This is a genomic window from Aliiroseovarius sp. CAU 1755, assembly GCF_054482655.1.
The window spans coordinates 121,645-136,680 of record NZ_JBTLRH010000002.1 but is presented as its reverse complement, the minus strand read 5'-3'; the positions used below and the strand labels follow the sequence as shown (position 1 = coordinate 136,680).

Below are 15,036 nucleotides of genomic sequence, written 5' to 3'. Positions count from 1 at the left end.
CATGGGTTACGAGACGATTTCCATAAGCGCTGACGAGCGTGGCGTGGCGACATTGCTTCTGGATCGTGCGGACAAGCACAATGCGCTCAGCGCCAAGATGATCGAGGAACTGACTGACGCCGCCCACGCGCTGGGCGCTGATGACGCGGTGCGCGTGGTGATCCTGACCGGCGCGGGCAAAAGTTTTTGCGCGGGCGGGGATCTGCGCTGGATGCAAGACCAGATGGCAGCCGACCCGGAAACACGGGGGATCGAGGCCAAGAAGCTCGCTATGATGCTGAACGCGCTTAATGAAATGCCAATACCTCTGATTGCCAAGGTGCAGGGGCAGGCGTTTGGTGGTGGGGTTGGCATGGCGTCGGTGTCCGATGTCTCCATCGGTGTGACCGGCGCGAAATTCGGTCTGACCGAAACGCGGCTGGGCCTGATCCCGGCCACCATCGGTCCCTATGTGCTGGCCCGTCTGGGCGAGGCGATGGCGCGCCGCGTGTTCATGTCGGCGCGTATTTTTAATGCCGAGGAAGCGGTCACGCTGGGCCTTCTGGCGAAAGCCGTCGCGCCCGAAGAGCTGGACGCGGCGGTCGAGGCCGAGGTGAAACCCTACCTGTCCGTTGCCCCCGGTGCAGTTGCCGAAGCCAAAGCGCTGACACGCAGACTTGGCCCCCCCATCACCGAGGCGATCATTGACGAAACCATCGCGGGTCTGGTTGCACGTTGGGAAAGCGCCGAAGCGCAAGAAGGCATTGCCGCGTTCTTTGACAAGCGCAAGCCAAGCTGGGCGTGATGCTTGACCTGACTGAGAGCTAATGATCTGGGCCGGATACATCTATGTCGCGTTGATCGCCATCGTTATGCTGTTTCAGGCGTGCATGGCGGCAGGTGCACCATGGGGCCACTTGGCGAATGGCGGCAGGTGGCCGGGACAGTTGCCAGTGCCGATGCGGTTCGCGGCGGTGGGGCAGGGAGCAATACTTGGCTTGATGCGCTGGGCGATGGCAGCGCGGGCAGGAATTGTTGGCACGCTTCCTGTTTGGACCTTCTGGGCGGCGCTGGGGGTGACTGTCATGACATGTGTCGCAAACCTTGCCACCCCGTCGCTACCCGAGCGGCGGATCTGGGGGCCGGTGACCGTTCTTCTGGTCCTGTGCGGGCTGCGACTTGCCTGGGGTTAGCCCTGCGGGATTTCAAGCAGGTGAGTCTCTTTTCCCAAGCCGGTTTTGCCGGCCATTTGCTGCGCGACGGCAAAACATGATGGTTTTTTGGTTAACAGGTGACGAATTTCTGCACACGCAAAATGCTTAACCTGTGGCTAAAACCCTTGCAAACAACGGTATACTGAGAGGTCAGCCCTTGGTTTTGCGCTCGCATTCACAAACTCGAATGCGATATGCACTCGGTTGACCCTGCGAACCCGCAAAGGTAAACCGCTGATAGCTAGCGACAGGCGGGTAAACCGTTCAAAGGAGCCACACGTGGAAGACCTTCTCAGAGAATATCTCCCCATTATCATTTTCCTTGGATTAGCCATTGTTATCGGACTTGTTCTGATCCTTGCAGCCGTTGTGCTGGCAGTGCGCAATCCTGATCCCGAAAAACTCAGCGCTTACGAATGCGGGTTCAACGCCTTTGACGACGCGCGGATGAAGTTTGACGTCCGGTTTTATCTGGTGGCGATCCTGTTCATCATTTTTGACCTCGAGATCGCATTCCTGTTCCCCTGGGCCGTGGCCTTCAAGGATGTTGGCATGGTCGGGTTCTGGTCGATGATGGTGTTCCTGGCTGTTCTGACAATCGGCTTTGCCTATGAGTGGAAAAAAGGGGCGCTCGAATGGGAGTGATGACTGGAGCCAACACGGCACAAGGCGACCGCGAACACGGCACGCGCCTGATGAACGAGCAATTGGCCGACAAGGGCTTTTTGCTGACCACCACCGACGACATCATCAACTGGGCGCGCACCGGGTCGCTGCACTGGATGACCTTTGGTCTGGCCTGCTGTGCTGTTGAAATGATGCACGCCTCGATGCCGCGCTATGATCTAGAGCGTTATGGCATTGCGCCGCGCGCTTCGCCACGCCAGTCGGACGTGATGATCGTGGCTGGCACGTTGACCAACAAGATGGCTCCGGCACTGCGCAAGGTCTACGACCAGATGCCCGATCCGCGTTACGTGATCTCGATGGGATCGTGCGCGAATGGCGGTGGCTATTACCACTATTCCTATTCCGTCGTGCGCGGTTGTGACCGGATCGTTCCCGTGGACATCTATGTCCCCGGCTGCCCGCCGACCGCCGAAGCACTGGTCTACGGTATCCTGCAACTGCAACGCAAAATTCGCCGCACCGGCACGATTGTGAGGTAAGCAATGAGCGACGCCCTGAACGAACTAGGCGGTCTGCTGGAAGCAAAACGCCCCGACTGTGTGCTGAGCTGGGACATCGCCTTTGGCGAGTTGACCGTCAATGTGCCGCTGTCGGCCATTCCGGCCTTCATCGAGTTTCTGAAAGCTGACAGGGCGTGCATGTTCTCGACGCTGGTGGATATCACTGCGGTGGATTACCCATCGCGCGAACAACGTTTCGACTTGGTTTACCACTTCCTGTCGATGTACACGAACCAGCGCATCCGCGTGAAGGTTGCTGTGCGCGAAGATGATATGGTGCCGTCGATCACTGACGTTCACCCCTCGGCCGGCTGGTTTGAACGCGAAGTGTTCGACATGTTCGGCATCCTGTTTTCGGGCCACCCCGACCTGCGTCGCATCCTGACCGATTATGGGTTTAAGGGTCACCCGCTGCGCAAGGATTTCCCCACCACGGGTTACACCGAAGTGCGCTATGACGAAGTTGAAAAGCGCGTGGTTTACGAACCCGTGTCGCTGACCCAGGAATATCGCCAGTTCGACTTCATGTCGCCGTGGGAAGGGGCCAACTACATCCTGCCCGGTGATGAAAAATCTGACGAGGCCAAGGGCTGAAGCAGATGAGCGGGCAAACCTTCATATTCTGCCTTGGGGCAACGAAAGCTGGCACAAGCTGGCTGTTCGACTACCTCTATGGTCACCGGGAGTGTCATTTCCCGGCGGTGAAGGAATTGCACTATTTCGACGCTTTGGAGCAGGGCAATGGCGCGTGGCACCGCAAAGAAGCCCAAGCGCGGCTTGATCGCGCCCGTGCCGAGAAGCCGACAGCGTGGCAACACCGCCTTGTCGCTGATCTGGAACGCTGGCTTGCGACTTTTGACGGCAAGACCCGCGATGACGCCGCCTATCTGAACTATGTGCAGGAAGGTGGCGAAAAGGCCCGTGTGATCGGCGATTTCACCCCCGCTTACGGATTGCTCAAAGAAAAGACGCTGGCGACGATGGCCGCACTGACAGACAAAGTGCGCTTTGTTTACCTGATGCGCGATCCGGTGGACCGGATCTGGTCGAATATCCGCATGGTCGCGGGGGCCGGGGGCCAGACGGCGCTGGATGCGAAGGTTGACGGTGTGTTGAACGGCACCGCCGACAATATCCTTGACCGTTCGAATTATCGCCGGACGCTGAACCGGCTGACCCGCGCGATCCCGCGCGAGGCGCTGCATATCGAATTTTATGAACGGCTTTTCACACCTGCCGCCATCGAACGCTTGTGCGCGTTTCTGGGGATTGTCCCCCAGCCCGCACCGTTTGACCGCATGGTGCACCAAAGCGTGAAAGCCGCGCTGCCGATGGGCCAACGCGCCCAACTGCAAGCAGCACTGAAACCGCAATACAATTTCGTCGAGAAGTTCATGGGTGAGCTTCCGTCGGAATGGACCCAGAAGATGGTGAGCGCATGATGGACGGATCCAAGGACTTCGACGACGCCCTGACCGGCGAACAGAAGATCCGCAACTTCAACATCAATTTCGGCCCGCAACACCCGGCCGCCCACGGCGTGCTTCGCATGGTGTTGGAACTGGACGGCGAGATTGTCGAACGTGCTGACCCGCATATCGGCCTGCTGCACCGTGGCACCGAAAAGCTGATGGAAAGCCGCACCTATCTGCAAAACCTGCCCTATTTCGACCGGCTCGACTATGTGGCGCCGATGAACCAGGAACACGCCTGGTGTCTGGCGATTGAAAAGCTGACGGGCGTGGAAGTGCCGCGTCGCGGCTCTCTGATCCGGGTTCTGTTTTCGGAAATCGGCCGCATCATGAACCACGTGTTCAACGTGACCACGCAGGCGATGGACGTTGGCGCTCTGACGCCGCCTCTTTGGGGGCTGGAAGCGCGTGAAAACCTGATGATCTTTTACGAACGGGCTTGTGGTGCACGCATGCACGCGGCCTATTTCCGCCCCGGTGGGGTGCATCAGGATCTTCCGCCTGACCTGATCGACGATATCGAGGCATGGGCCAATGGCTTCCCGCAAGTGCTGGACGACATCGGCGGTCTGCTGACCGAGAACCGCATCTTCAAACAGCGAAACGTCGATATTGGCGTTGTGACCGAAGAAGACATCCAGAATTACGGCTATTCCGGAATTATGGCGCGCGGATCGGGGTTGGCGTGGGACCTGCGTCGCGCTCAGCCTTACGAATGCTACGACGAGTTTGAGTTCCAGGTTCCCGTCGGCACCAAGGGCGATTGTTATGACCGTTATCTGGTCCGCTTGGAAGAGATGCGCCAGTCGCTGTCGATCATTCACCAAGCCATTGCCAAGTTGCGCGCGCCCGAAGGGCAGGGCGACGTGCTGGCGCGTGGTAAACTGACACCGCCGTCGCGTGGCGATATGAAGCGATCAATGGAAAGCCTGATCCACCATTTCAAGCTTTACACTGAAGGCTTCAAGGTCCCAGCAGGCGAGGTTTATGCCGCCGTCGAAGCGCCCAAGGGCGAGTTTGGCGTCTATCTTGTGTCGGACGGGTCAAACAAACCCTACCGCGCCAAGATCCGCGCGCCCGGATACCTTCACCTGCAGTCAATGAACCATGTGGCCACAGGCCACCAACTGGCCGACGTCGCCGCCATTATCGGCACCATGGACATCGTGTTTGGGGAGATCGACCGCTAATGCTCCGCCGTTTGCATCATGAACAACCCGAAAGCTTCGCTTTCACGCCCGCCAACCTTGCGTGGGCCGAAGGGCAGATTTCGAAATACCCCGAAGGACGTCAAGCCTCGGCTGTGATCCCGCTTTTGTGGCGCGCGCAGGAACAGGAAGGCTGGCTGACCAAGCCTGCGATTGAACATATCGCTGATATGCTGGACATGGCCGATATCCGGGTGCTGGAAGTGGCCTCGTTCTACTTCATGTTCCAGCTACAACCTGTTGGTTCTGTGGCAAATATCCAGATTTGTGGCACAACGTCCTGCATGATCTGTGGTGCGGAAGATCTGATCGCGGTGTGCCGTGAAAAGATCGCCGACAAGCCGCATGTCGTGTCCGCCGATGGCAAGTTCAGCTGGGAAGAGGTCGAATGCTTGGGTGCCTGCACCAACGCGCCGATGGCCCAGATCGGTAAGGATTATTACGAAGATCTGACCGCCGAAACCTTCGCCAAGCTGCTGGATGATCTGGCCGCTGGCAAAGTGCCCGTGCCGGGCCCGCAGAACGGGCGTTATGCGTCCGAACCTCTGTCGGGTCTGACCAGCCTGAAAGAATATGACAGCGGCAAGACGCAGTATAACGCGAGCGCGCAACTGGCTACCGATCTTGGCGACACGGTCAAACGGATCGACGGCACCGAAGTGCCTTTGTTGACGCCGTGGCTGGGCAAGAACGCGACCAGCGGCAAGACGCAGCCACCGAAACCGGCGGCAAGCGCGAAGCCTGCAAACAAGCAAAAACCAGTGCGCAAAGTGCCCGAGGACGACAGCAAGAAAATTGCCAAACCTCCGGTGAAGCCTGCTGTTGCGCCGGTTGCGGGAACAGAAACCAAGAAACCGCGCGTCATGAAGACCCCCCGCAAGTCGGGTGCGGATGACCTGAAACTGCTGAAGGGCGTTGGCCCCAAGCTGGAAGGTGTCCTGAATGGCCTTGGCTTTTGGCATTTTGATCAGGTTGCCAAATGGGGTGCGGAAGAAATTGCCTGGGTTGACGATCAATTGTCCTTCAAAGGTCGGATTGAGCGTGACGGATGGGTAGAGCAAGCCAAGATCCTTGCAGAAGGCGGTGACACCGCGTTCTCACGCAAGGGCAAGAAGGGCAAGGTCTGACAGGAACCAGGTATGTTGACGGGTCGTTTGGAACATAAGCGTAAGAAAAGGCAGAAAAATGCCAACGCATCTGTGCGCCCGACAAATGTGTCCACAATCAACAACAGGGATAGGGACAATGAGTAACAATACTGGATTTTTTAACTGCAAGAACATGTGCTGGATGATCGGCGCGCTGCTGGGTTTCGCAGTTTTCCTGATGATTTCTGGCTTCATCGGCCTGATCGTTGGCATCATCGTGGCCGTCGCCGCGGCTATACTTCTGCAGAAATTCCTTTGTGGCGAAGTGGTCGATACCCGTCCCGCCAAGGGCGAGATGACGGCCGCGAGTCTGAGTGGCAACGCAACCGCCAGCACCCGTGCAGCGGATGCCTCGGCATCTGAGGACGTAGCAGCATCGGCAGCCAGCATTCCGGCGGCCGCGATGGACGGCGCACCTGTGCCCGCAGAGGCTGCAACGCCCCCTGCGAAAAAGAAACCTGCGGACAAGAAACCTGCTGCGAAGAAAACAGCAGCAAAGGCATCGACCGCAAAGAAACCGGCTGCGAAGGCGGCCAAGAAGCCCGCAGCGAAAGCCGCCAAGCCCGCCAGCAAGCCCGCCGCGAAAGCAGCGGCAGCACCCGCGCAGACTGGCCAGCCGAAAAAGCCACGCACCCTGAAAGCGCCGCGAAAATCTGGCGCCGACGATCTGAAACAACTGAAGGGCGTGGGTCCGAAGTTGGAACAGACGCTGAATGGTCTGGGGTTTTGGCATTTCGACCAGGTCGCCAAATGGACCGCGGACGAGATTTCGTGGGTTGATGACAACCTAAGCTTCAAAGGCCGGATCGAACGTGACGGCTGGGTGGAACAAGCCAAGACCTTGGCCGAGGGCGGGGAAACCGCGTTCTCGAAAAAGGTCAAAAAGGGCGATGTTTATTAAAGGATGACACAGATCATGCACACCGATCCAAAAAACAGCATACAGCGGGAAGGGCGCCTGGCAGGTCTTGTCATCGCCTTCACCGGTGCGCTGTGGGTCGGTGGCACATGGGTTGGGAAAAGCCTCGACTGGTCCAACAGGACCATGGCGTTGGTGGATCTTCTGGCCCTTGCCGGGTTCTTGTTTGGCCTGGTGGTAACGTATCGGATCTGGCGCAAGCGCCGGGCGGATGAAGGATAAGAACGAATGCTGCAGGATAAAGACCGGATCTTTACCAACCTTTACGGCATGCACGAACGCACTCTTGCGGGCGCAAAGCAACGCGGCCACTGGGACGGCACCGCCGGGATCATCAAGAAGGGCCGGGACTGGATCATCGAGCAGATGAAAGCCTCGGGCCTGCGCGGTCGTGGTGGGGCAGGGTTTCCGACCGGTCTGAAATGGTCCTTCATGCCGAAGGAAAGCGACGGTCGTCCGGCCTATCTGGTGATTAACGCCGACGAATCCGAGCCGGGCACCTGTAAAGACCGCGAGATTATGCGCCACGATCCGCACACGCTGATCGAAGGCGCGCTGATCGCGTCTTTCGCGATGAACGCCAATACATCTTACATCTACATTCGCGGCGAATATATCCGCGAGCGCGAAGCCCTGCAGGCTGCGATCGACGAATGTTATGACGCCGGTCTTCTGGGCAAGAACGCGGCAAATTCCGGCTGGGATTTCGACCTGTTCCTGCACCACGGTGCAGGCGCCTATATCTGTGGTGAAGAAACCGCTCTGCTCGAAAGCCTTGAAGGCAAGAAGGGCATGCCGCGCATGAAGCCGCCGTTCCCGGCGGGCGCGGGCCTCTATGGTTGCCCGACCACGGTGAACAACGTGGAAAGCATCGCCGTTGTGCCGACCATCCTTCGCCGTGGGCCCGAATGGTTCGCGGGCTTTGGTCGCCCCAACAACTCCGGCACCAAGCTGTTTGGCATCTCGGGTCACGTGAACAACCCCTGCGTCGTCGAAGAGGCCATGTCGATTTCCTTCGAGGAGTTGATCGAAAAGCATTGCGGCGGCATTCGCGGTGGTTGGGACAATTTGAAAGCCGTAATCCCCGGTGGCTCGTCCGTGCCATGCGTGCGTGGTGAAAACATGCGCGACGCGATCATGGATTTCGACTACCTGCGCGGAGAGCTCGGCTCGGGCCTTGGCACCGCGGCGGTGATCGTAATGGATAAGCAGACCGACATTATCAAGGCGATCTGGCGTCTGGCGAAGTTCTACAAACACGAAAGCTGCGGCCAGTGCACGCCGTGCCGGGAAGGCACCGGCTGGATGATGCGCGTGATGGATCGCCTGATGCGCGGCGAGGCTGAGGTCGAGGAAATCGACATGCTTTGGGACGTGACCAAGCAGGTGGAAGGCCACACGATCTGTGCCTTGGGTGACGCGGCGGCATGGCCCATTCAGGGCCTGATCCGCAACTTCCGCGACGAAATCGAAGACCGCATTCAAGTGAACAAACAAGGCAAGGCCAGCATCGCGGCGGAGTGATCCGTCGGCTTGGGCAAGGGAAGACATGAAAATGGTAATGCAACACAACATATTGAAAACAGGTGCGAAAGCGCCCGTTTCGGTGCGTTGTTATTGCATGTCAGCCCCCTGCGTCCCCACGTGCTTCATGACAAAAGGAGAACTGTCATGAAGAAACTACGTATTTTCGCCCTTGCCTCGGTTATGGCCGCCACCGCCACGACGAGCATGGCCTCGGCCCAGGACTATGCGCCGCTGCGTGACGACGACCGCATGCACAGCGAATTGCTGGGCGCGTCGATTGCCTATCTGATTGACGAAAACTGCTCGTCCTTGCACCTGCGCAAGCTGCGCCTTTTGAACAAGGCGTTTTCACTGCGCAAACATGCGATGGCACTGGGTTTCACGTCGAAAGAGGTGATGGCCTATGTCGACAGCAAATCCGAGCAGGACCGGTTCCGCGCGATTGCCGAGCCGATCTTGGCCAAGCGTGGTGTGAATGCGGGCGACGAGGAAAGCTATTGCGCGGTTGGCCGCGCCGAGATTGAAAAGGGCTCCTTCGCTGGTTCGTTGCTTTACGAACGCTAGGGGTAGACACGTGCGGGCACGGGGAACACCCCGGCTTGCGAATTGAAAAAGGGACCGTGATGAGCGACTTGAAAAAGATCGTCATTGACGACATGGAAGTTGAAGTTGATGGCGCGATGACGCTGATCCAGGCCTGCGAAGTGGCCGGGATCGAGGTGCCCCGTTTCTGCTATCACGAACGCCTGTCGATTGCTGGCAACTGCCGCATGTGTTTGGTCGAAGTCGTGGGCGGTCCGCCCAAGCCCGCGGCCTCCTGCGCCATGCAGGTGCGCGATTTGCGCCCCGGTCCCGAAGGACAGCCGCCTGTGGTTAAAACCAACTCGCCCATGGTCAAGAAGGCCCGTGAAGGCGTGATGGAGTTCATGCTGATCAACCACCCGCTGGACTGCCCGATTTGCGATCAGGGCGGCGAGTGCGATTTGCAGGATCAGGCGATGGCTTACGGTCTGTCCGGGTCGCGCTTCAAGGAACAAAAACGCGCCGTGGACGATATTGATCTGGGTCCGCTGGTTGGCACCGCGATGACGCGCTGCATCAGCTGCACCCGCTGCGTGCGTTTCACCACCGAAGTCGCCGGTATCGCCCAGATGGGTCAGACCGGTCGCGGCGAAGATGCCGAGATTGTTAGCTATCTGAACCAAACGCTGGACAGCAACCTTCAGGGCAACATCATTGACCTGTGCCCGGTTGGCGCGCTGACCTCGAAACCCTACGCCTTCACCGCCCGCCCGTGGGAGCTGACCAAGACCGAAACCATCGACGTGATGGATGCGCTTGGGTCAAACATCCGGGTCGATACGAAAGGTCGCGAAGTCATGCGCGTTCTGCCGCGCAACCATGATGGCGTGAACGAGGAGTGGATTTCGGACAAGACACGCTTCATCTGGGACGGATTGCGTCGCCAGCGTCTGGATGTGCCCTACATCCGCGAAGACGGCAAACTGCGCAAAGCCACGTGGGCCGAGGCGCTGACCAAGGCGGCCGACGCCATGAAGGGCGCCAAGAAAGTTGCGGGTCTGGTCGGTGATCTGGCCCCGACCGAAGCAGCGTTCAGCCTGAAAACTCTGGTCGAAGGGCTGGGCGGCAATGTCGAGTGCCGCACCGACAACGCGCGTTTGCCCATCGGCAATCGTTCGGGCTATGTCGGCACGGCGTCGATTGAAGATATCGACAACGCGAAATTCATCCAACTGATCGGCACCAACCCGCGCGTTGAATCGCCGGTTCTGAATGCGCGCATTCGCAAGGCGTGGCTCAAGGGCGCTCAGGTCGGTCTGGTCGGCGAAGCCGTTGATCTGACTTATGATTATGCGCATGTCGGCAATGACCGCGCTGCGCTGGAAAGCATCGTGGGCAAAGACTACGGCGCGGTGAAAGATGCCCCGTCGGTGGTGATCGTGGGCATGGGCGCTGTGCGCGAAGCCGATGGTCTGGCGGTTCTGTCCAACGCGATGAAGCTGGCCGAGGACACCGGATCGAAGCTGATGATCCTGCACACCGCCGCTGGCCGCGTTGGCGCGATGGATGTTGGCGCCGTGACCGAGGGTGGCATGGAAGCGGCCACGATGGGCGCGGATGTAATTTACAACATGGGTGCCGATGAGATTGACATCGATGCTGGCCCCTTCGTGATTTATCAGGGCAGCCACGGCGACCGTGGTGCGATGCGTGCCGACGTGATCCTGCCGGGCGCAGCCTATACCGAAGAAGGCGGGCTGTTCGTCAACACCGAAGGCCGCCCCCAACTGGCGCTCCGGGCGAATTTCGCACCGGGCGAGGCCAAGGAAAACTGGGCCATCCTGCGCGCTCTGTCTGCTGAACTGGACGCGACCTTGCCGTGGGACAGCCTGGCGGGCCTGCGCCGGGCGATGGTCGAGGCCGCACCGGTTTTGGGTGGTGTCGATCAGGTGGCAGAGAATGAATGGCAACCGTTGCCGGTCGACAAGATGGGGGCGGCGAGCTTCCGTTACACAATCGGTGATTTTTATCTGACCAACCCGATCGCACGGGCGTCAGAGGTGATGGCAGAGCTGTCAGCACAGGCGCGCGCACGGGCGTCGTCGAAGCTGGCGGCAGAGTAACTAAGGGTCTGAAAAGTTTATGGGATTTCCCGTGATCATAGGAAGATGGGGTAAACGATTGCTGGGCGTGGTGGTGATCACCTCCGCCCTGTCGTCCTGTGCGTTTCTTGATCATGTCGGAGGCGTCATGAAGCAGGCCATTGGACTGAGTGATTGCCAAACTGGCGAGCCTAAGGATGGCGGCTTGGCTGTCCAGACCGTGAGTGGCTCGGAAAATGGCGAGCATGTGATCCTTCACACGCCGGGGCGACCTGTGGGCAGAGCGCGTGGCGATTGTTGGTGGGCTGCGTCCAACCGGACAACTCAGGTTGCGTCGAATGTGTCGACTGAAGCGAACACCGATGCAGCGGCAGGCGAGGATATCGCCTTGATCAGTGCGGACGCACACAATGCGGGTCAAGAAGCAACGATGCTGGAAACCAACCCGTTGGAGAACAGCTTCGACGCGCTGGAAGACAAATGGAAGATTTCGTATCTCGGCGTTCAAACAAAACGTTTGGATGACGAATTGGTGCAGATCACCGTGCGTCTGAATGGCGAAGTAAAGAATGAAGATGTCGCTGAGTATGCTGAATGTGTAGCAGCGCAATATACACTTAGTCGGGGCTATGGGTTCACCCGTCACGTTCTGACAAGTGTGACACGAGACAACAGTATCTGGACGGGAAGGTCGGTCTATTGGGTGTCAGAGACGCTTCCGCGTGGGCTGGTGACAATTGACGCGGCGGTCACCGCTCAGAGCTGTTTTGAAAACGGAATACCGACGGTCTAAGGGCATGAAGAGAAATGATTGAATTCTTCACGACAACAAATCTGGGCATCGCCCTTTTGATCCTTGGTCAGTGTCTGCTGATCGTGGTCCCGCTTCTGGTCGCGCTGGCCTTCCTGCTTTATTTCGACCGCAAGGTCTGGGCAGCGGTGCAGATGCGCAAAGGCCCCAACGTGGTTGGCGCGTTCGGCGTTTTGCAGTCCTTCGCGGACTTCATCAAATATGTGCTGAAAGAGATTGTGGTGCCCGCAGGCGCGGACCGCTTCGTATTTTTCCTGGCACCTCTGATGAGCTTCGTCTTGGCGATGCTCGCCTGGGCCGTGATCCCATTCAACGATGGCTGGGTTCTGGCCGATGTGAACGTGGCGATCCTGTTTGTGTTCGCGGTGTCCTCGCTTGAGGTCTACGGCGTGATCATGGGCGGCTGGGCGTCGAACTCGAAATACCCGTTCCTTGGCTCGCTGCGGTCCGCCGCACAGATGATTTCTTACGAGGTGTCGATCGGCCTGATCATCATCGGTGTGATCCTGACGACCGGCTCGATGAACTTCGGCGACATTGTCATGGCGCAAGACGGCAAGGGGCTCTTGAGCTGGTATTGGCTGCCGCACTTCCCGATGGTGTTCCTGTTCCTGATCTCGGCTTTGGCTGAAACCAACCGCCCGCCGTTCGACCTGCCCGAGGCTGAATCGGAACTGGTCGCAGGCTATCAAGTGGAATACTCGTCGACCCCGTTCCTTCTGTTCATGATCGGTGAATACGTGGCCATCGTTCTGATGTGCACGCTGATTTCGATCCTGTTCTTCGGCGGCTGGCTGTCGCCGGTCGAGGCGCTGCCGGATGGTATCCTGTGGCTGTTTGCGAAGATCTTCTTCTTCTTCTTCGTGTTCTCGATGGTGAAAGCCATCACGCCGCGCTACCGCTATGACCAGTTGATGCGCATCGGTTGGAAAGTCTTCCTGCCTTTGTCGCTGGCATGGGTTGTTCTGGTCGCATTCTTCGCCCAATACGGGGCATTCTGGGGCACTTACGCCCGCTGGACTGTAGGGGGCTGATCGGATGGCATTCGACTACGCACGCGCAACGAAATACTTCCTGCTGACGGACTTCATCAAGGGGTTCGGACTGGGGCTGAAATACTTCTTCGCGCCCAAGGTGACGTTGAACTACCCGCATGAAAAAGGTGCGTTGTCCCCGCGTTTCCGGGGGGAGCATGCGCTGCGCCGTTATCCCAACGGGGAAGAGCGTTGCATCGCCTGTAAGCTGTGCGAGGCGATCTGCCCCGCGCAGGCGATCACGATTGACGCCGAACCCCGCGACGACGGATCGCGCCGCACGACGCGCTATGACATTGATATGACCAAGTGCATCTATTGCGGCTTCTGTCAGGAAGCCTGCCCGGTGGATGCCATCGTGGAAGGTCCGAATTTCGAGTTTGCGACCGAAACGCGCGAGGAACTGTTTTACGACAAGGCCAAACTGCTTGAGAACGGCGAACGCTGGGAAGCCGAGATTGCCCGCAATATCGAACTTGACGCGCCGTATCGCTAAGTGACCGCGAAGGAAAAGCCATGAACGATTTCTCCAAACTATACGCACAGATGATGGAGCAGGGGCAGGAAATGCTCCGCAACTTCAATCCTGCCTTGGAGACGTTCAAGCCGCAGGGTTTTGACAAGATGATGCCGACCATGCCGAAAGACATGATGGACATGATGTTTGGCAACGCCTTCAACAAGGACGGGCTGGATGCCAAGACGCGGATGCTGATCACGCTGGCGGGTCTGACCGTTCTTGGCGCGCAAGCCGACGCGCAGATCAAGATGACCGTGCGCCACGCTTTGGAAGCGGGCGCGACCGAGAAAGAGATCGCCGAGGTGATCTATCAAATGTCGATGCTGGGCGGCCTTCCGGCCATGACCCGTGCATTGGAACTGGCGCAAGCCGTGTTTGCCGACAACGAGGAGGGGGACGCATGAGCGTTGCCGATTTCGCATTTTACCTCTTTGCCCTGACCACTGTGGTGGGCGGGTTCTTCACCGTGATGGCAAGAAACCCGGTCCACTCGGTCCTGTGGCTGATCACCGCTTTTGTGGGGGCCACCGGGCTGTTTGTCCTGCTGGGCGCCGAGTTCGTCGCGATGCTTCTGATGATCGTCTATGTGGGCGCGGTCGCGGTTCTGTTCCTGTTCGTCGTGATGATGCTGGATGTGGATTTCGCGGCGTTGAAGGCTGAAATGGCCAAATCGCTGCCGCTGGCACTTCTGATCGGCGTGATCCTCTTGATGGAACTGGGCACCATTTTTGGCGTCTGGCAGTTCTCGGACGGGGCCGAGGCGGCGCGTGCTGCTGTAACGCCCGCGCTTGATGTCGCGCATAACACGCAGGCGCTGGGGATGATCCTTTACACAGACTACATCCTGCTGTTTCAGCTGGCCGGTTTGATCCTGTTGGTCGCCATGATCGGCGCGATCGTCCTGACCCTGCGCCACCGCACCAATATCAAACGCCAGAACGTGATTGCCCAGATGCACCGCGACCCGGCCGAGGCGATGAAGATCATCGACGTGAAACCGGGGCAGGGGCTTTGATGAACACGAATAACAAGACTTGGGCAGGCTGCACCGGCAGCCAAGCCCGGAACGAAGGGACGCAAGCACATGGTTGGACTTGAACACTATCTCGCGGTGGCGGCGGCGCTGTTCGTCATCGGCATTTTCGGGCTGTTCCTGAACCGCAAGAACATCATCATCTTGTTGATGTCGATTGAATTGATGCTTCTGGCGGTGAACATCAACCTCGTGGCCTTCTCAAGCTTCCTAGGCGATTTGGTCGGGCAGGTGTTCACCTTGTTCGTGCTGACCGTTGCGGCCGCCGAGGCGGCCATTGGTCTGGCGATCCTTGTCAGCTTCTTCCGAAACCGCGGCACCATTGCGGTTGAAGATGTCAACGTGATGAAAGGCTAA

General features: G+C 58.6%; 19 protein-coding genes. All 19 read left to right on the top strand.

Annotated elements, in window-relative coordinates; translation table 11 throughout:
* The first annotated feature begins 1 nt into the window (after nucleotide 1).
* The 19 genes from ACXYMP_RS07870 (at nucleotide 2) to nuoK (ending at nucleotide 15,036) form a co-directional block, all read left to right on the top strand.
* Nucleotides 2-784 carry a crotonase/enoyl-CoA hydratase family protein gene (locus ACXYMP_RS07870; RefSeq protein ID WP_458905505.1) on the top strand — a complete coding sequence of 261 codons (783 nt, stop codon included), beginning with the start codon at nucleotides 2-4 and terminating at the stop codon, nucleotides 782-784.
* A 22-nt stretch (nucleotides 785-806) separates the two neighbouring features.
* Entirely contained in the window at nucleotides 807-1,172 is a 366-nt protein-coding gene (locus tag ACXYMP_RS07865) for a hypothetical protein (RefSeq protein ID WP_458905503.1), read from the top strand.
* Between the two features lie 300 nt (nucleotides 1,173-1,472).
* Nucleotides 1,473-1,838: an NADH-quinone oxidoreductase subunit A gene (locus tag ACXYMP_RS07860; RefSeq protein WP_298565925.1), complete on the top strand. Its 366-nt coding sequence runs from the start codon at nucleotides 1,473-1,475 to the stop codon at nucleotides 1,836-1,838.
* Complete coding sequence (locus ACXYMP_RS07855) at nucleotides 1,829-2,362, top strand: NuoB/complex I 20 kDa subunit family protein (RefSeq protein WP_248370287.1); 534 nt, start codon at nucleotides 1,829-1,831, stop codon at nucleotides 2,360-2,362. The genes ACXYMP_RS07860 and ACXYMP_RS07855 overlap by 10 nt, the downstream gene beginning before the upstream one ends.
* 3 nt (nucleotides 2,363-2,365) lie before the next feature.
* Nucleotides 2,366-2,977, top strand: a complete 612-nt coding sequence (locus ACXYMP_RS07850) for an NADH-quinone oxidoreductase subunit C (protein ID WP_298565927.1) — start codon at nucleotides 2,366-2,368, stop codon at nucleotides 2,975-2,977.
* A 5-nt stretch (nucleotides 2,978-2,982) separates the two neighbouring features.
* The gene (locus ACXYMP_RS07845) at nucleotides 2,983-3,825 is read left to right on the top strand and encodes a sulfotransferase (protein ID WP_298565930.1); all 843 of its coding nucleotides are present in this window, start codon (nucleotides 2,983-2,985) and stop codon (nucleotides 3,823-3,825) included.
* On the top strand, nucleotides 3,825-5,045 hold the full coding sequence (locus ACXYMP_RS07840; protein ID WP_298566177.1) for an NADH-quinone oxidoreductase subunit D: 1,221 nt from the start codon (nucleotides 3,825-3,827) through the stop codon (nucleotides 5,043-5,045). The genes ACXYMP_RS07845 and ACXYMP_RS07840 overlap by 1 nt, the downstream gene beginning before the upstream one ends.
* On the top strand, nucleotides 5,045-6,190 hold the full coding sequence (locus ACXYMP_RS07835) for an NADH-quinone oxidoreductase subunit E (protein ID WP_298565932.1): 1,146 nt from the start codon (nucleotides 5,045-5,047) through the stop codon (nucleotides 6,188-6,190). The genes ACXYMP_RS07840 and ACXYMP_RS07835 overlap by 1 nt, the downstream gene beginning before the upstream one ends.
* A gap of 118 nt (nucleotides 6,191-6,308) precedes the next feature.
* Nucleotides 6,309-7,112: an NADH:quinone oxidoreductase gene (locus ACXYMP_RS07830; protein WP_363317596.1), complete on the top strand. Its 804-nt coding sequence runs from the start codon at nucleotides 6,309-6,311 to the stop codon at nucleotides 7,110-7,112.
* Nucleotides 7,113-7,127: 15 nt separating this feature from the next.
* Nucleotides 7,128-7,352: a DUF5337 domain-containing protein gene (locus ACXYMP_RS07825; RefSeq protein WP_248370283.1), complete on the top strand. Its 225-nt coding sequence runs from the start codon at nucleotides 7,128-7,130 to the stop codon at nucleotides 7,350-7,352.
* Between the two features lie 6 nt (nucleotides 7,353-7,358).
* The gene (gene nuoF / locus ACXYMP_RS07820; protein WP_298565936.1) at nucleotides 7,359-8,654 is read left to right on the top strand and encodes an NADH-quinone oxidoreductase subunit NuoF; all 1,296 of its coding nucleotides are present in this window, start codon (nucleotides 7,359-7,361) and stop codon (nucleotides 8,652-8,654) included.
* Nucleotides 8,655-8,801: 147 nt separating this feature from the next.
* The gene (locus ACXYMP_RS07815; RefSeq protein ID WP_458905498.1) at nucleotides 8,802-9,221 is read left to right on the top strand and encodes a DUF5333 domain-containing protein; all 420 of its coding nucleotides are present in this window, start codon (nucleotides 8,802-8,804) and stop codon (nucleotides 9,219-9,221) included.
* 59 nt (nucleotides 9,222-9,280) lie between these two features.
* Nucleotides 9,281-11,302 carry an NADH-quinone oxidoreductase subunit NuoG gene (gene nuoG, locus ACXYMP_RS07810; protein ID WP_458905496.1) on the top strand — a complete coding sequence of 674 codons (2,022 nt, stop codon included), beginning with the start codon at nucleotides 9,281-9,283 and terminating at the stop codon, nucleotides 11,300-11,302.
* Between the two features lie 31 nt (nucleotides 11,303-11,333).
* Nucleotides 11,334-12,074: a hypothetical protein gene (locus ACXYMP_RS07805; RefSeq protein ID WP_458905494.1), complete on the top strand. Its 741-nt coding sequence runs from the start codon at nucleotides 11,334-11,336 to the stop codon at nucleotides 12,072-12,074.
* A gap of 14 nt (nucleotides 12,075-12,088) precedes the next feature.
* Nucleotides 12,089-13,126: an NADH-quinone oxidoreductase subunit NuoH gene (gene nuoH, locus ACXYMP_RS07800; RefSeq protein WP_298565948.1), complete on the top strand. Its 1,038-nt coding sequence runs from the start codon at nucleotides 12,089-12,091 to the stop codon at nucleotides 13,124-13,126.
* A gap of 4 nt (nucleotides 13,127-13,130) precedes the next feature.
* On the top strand, nucleotides 13,131-13,622 hold the full coding sequence (gene nuoI, locus ACXYMP_RS07795) for an NADH-quinone oxidoreductase subunit NuoI (RefSeq protein WP_298565951.1): 492 nt from the start codon (nucleotides 13,131-13,133) through the stop codon (nucleotides 13,620-13,622).
* A 20-nt stretch (nucleotides 13,623-13,642) separates the two neighbouring features.
* Nucleotides 13,643-14,050, top strand: a complete 408-nt coding sequence (locus tag ACXYMP_RS07790; protein WP_298565953.1) for a carboxymuconolactone decarboxylase family protein — start codon at nucleotides 13,643-13,645, stop codon at nucleotides 14,048-14,050.
* Nucleotides 14,047-14,661 carry an NADH-quinone oxidoreductase subunit J gene (locus tag ACXYMP_RS07785; protein WP_298565956.1) on the top strand — a complete coding sequence of 205 codons (615 nt, stop codon included), beginning with the start codon at nucleotides 14,047-14,049 and terminating at the stop codon, nucleotides 14,659-14,661. Before ACXYMP_RS07790 ends, ACXYMP_RS07785 begins: the two co-directional genes overlap by 4 nt.
* Before the next feature lie 69 nt (nucleotides 14,662-14,730).
* Entirely contained in the window at nucleotides 14,731-15,036 is a 306-nt protein-coding gene (gene nuoK / locus ACXYMP_RS07780) for an NADH-quinone oxidoreductase subunit NuoK (protein WP_298565958.1), read from the top strand.

Coding starts and splice junctions, on each gene's coding strand:
- ACXYMP_RS07790 (WP_298565953.1), top strand. CDS start 13,643: ATGAACGATTTCTCCAAACTATACGCACAGATGATGGAGCAGGGGCAG.
- ACXYMP_RS07845 (WP_298565930.1), top strand. CDS start 2,983: ATGAGCGGGCAAACCTTCATATTCTGCCTTGGGGCAACGAAAGCTGGC.
- nuoH (WP_298565948.1), top strand. CDS start 12,089: ATGATTGAATTCTTCACGACAACAAATCTGGGCATCGCCCTTTTGATC.
- nuoG (WP_458905496.1), top strand. CDS start 9,281: ATGAGCGACTTGAAAAAGATCGTCATTGACGACATGGAAGTTGAAGTT.
- ACXYMP_RS07840 (WP_298566177.1), top strand. CDS start 3,825: ATGGACGGATCCAAGGACTTCGACGACGCCCTGACCGGCGAACAGAAG.
- nuoF (WP_298565936.1), top strand. CDS start 7,359: ATGCTGCAGGATAAAGACCGGATCTTTACCAACCTTTACGGCATGCAC.
- ACXYMP_RS07830 (WP_363317596.1), top strand. CDS start 6,309: ATGAGTAACAATACTGGATTTTTTAACTGCAAGAACATGTGCTGGATG.
- ACXYMP_RS07785 (WP_298565956.1), top strand. CDS start 14,047: ATGAGCGTTGCCGATTTCGCATTTTACCTCTTTGCCCTGACCACTGTG.
- ACXYMP_RS07865 (WP_458905503.1), top strand. CDS start 807: ATGATCTGGGCCGGATACATCTATGTCGCGTTGATCGCCATCGTTATG.
- ACXYMP_RS07815 (WP_458905498.1), top strand. CDS start 8,802: ATGAAGAAACTACGTATTTTCGCCCTTGCCTCGGTTATGGCCGCCACC.
- ACXYMP_RS07825 (WP_248370283.1), top strand. CDS start 7,128: ATGCACACCGATCCAAAAAACAGCATACAGCGGGAAGGGCGCCTGGCA.
- nuoK (WP_298565958.1), top strand. CDS start 14,731: ATGGTTGGACTTGAACACTATCTCGCGGTGGCGGCGGCGCTGTTCGTC.
- ACXYMP_RS07835 (WP_298565932.1), top strand. CDS start 5,045: ATGCTCCGCCGTTTGCATCATGAACAACCCGAAAGCTTCGCTTTCACG.
- ACXYMP_RS07850 (WP_298565927.1), top strand. CDS start 2,366: ATGAGCGACGCCCTGAACGAACTAGGCGGTCTGCTGGAAGCAAAACGC.
- nuoI (WP_298565951.1), top strand. CDS start 13,131: ATGGCATTCGACTACGCACGCGCAACGAAATACTTCCTGCTGACGGAC.
- ACXYMP_RS07870 (WP_458905505.1), top strand. CDS start 2: ATGGGTTACGAGACGATTTCCATAAGCGCTGACGAGCGTGGCGTGGCG.
- ACXYMP_RS07855 (WP_248370287.1), top strand. CDS start 1,829: ATGGGAGTGATGACTGGAGCCAACACGGCACAAGGCGACCGCGAACAC.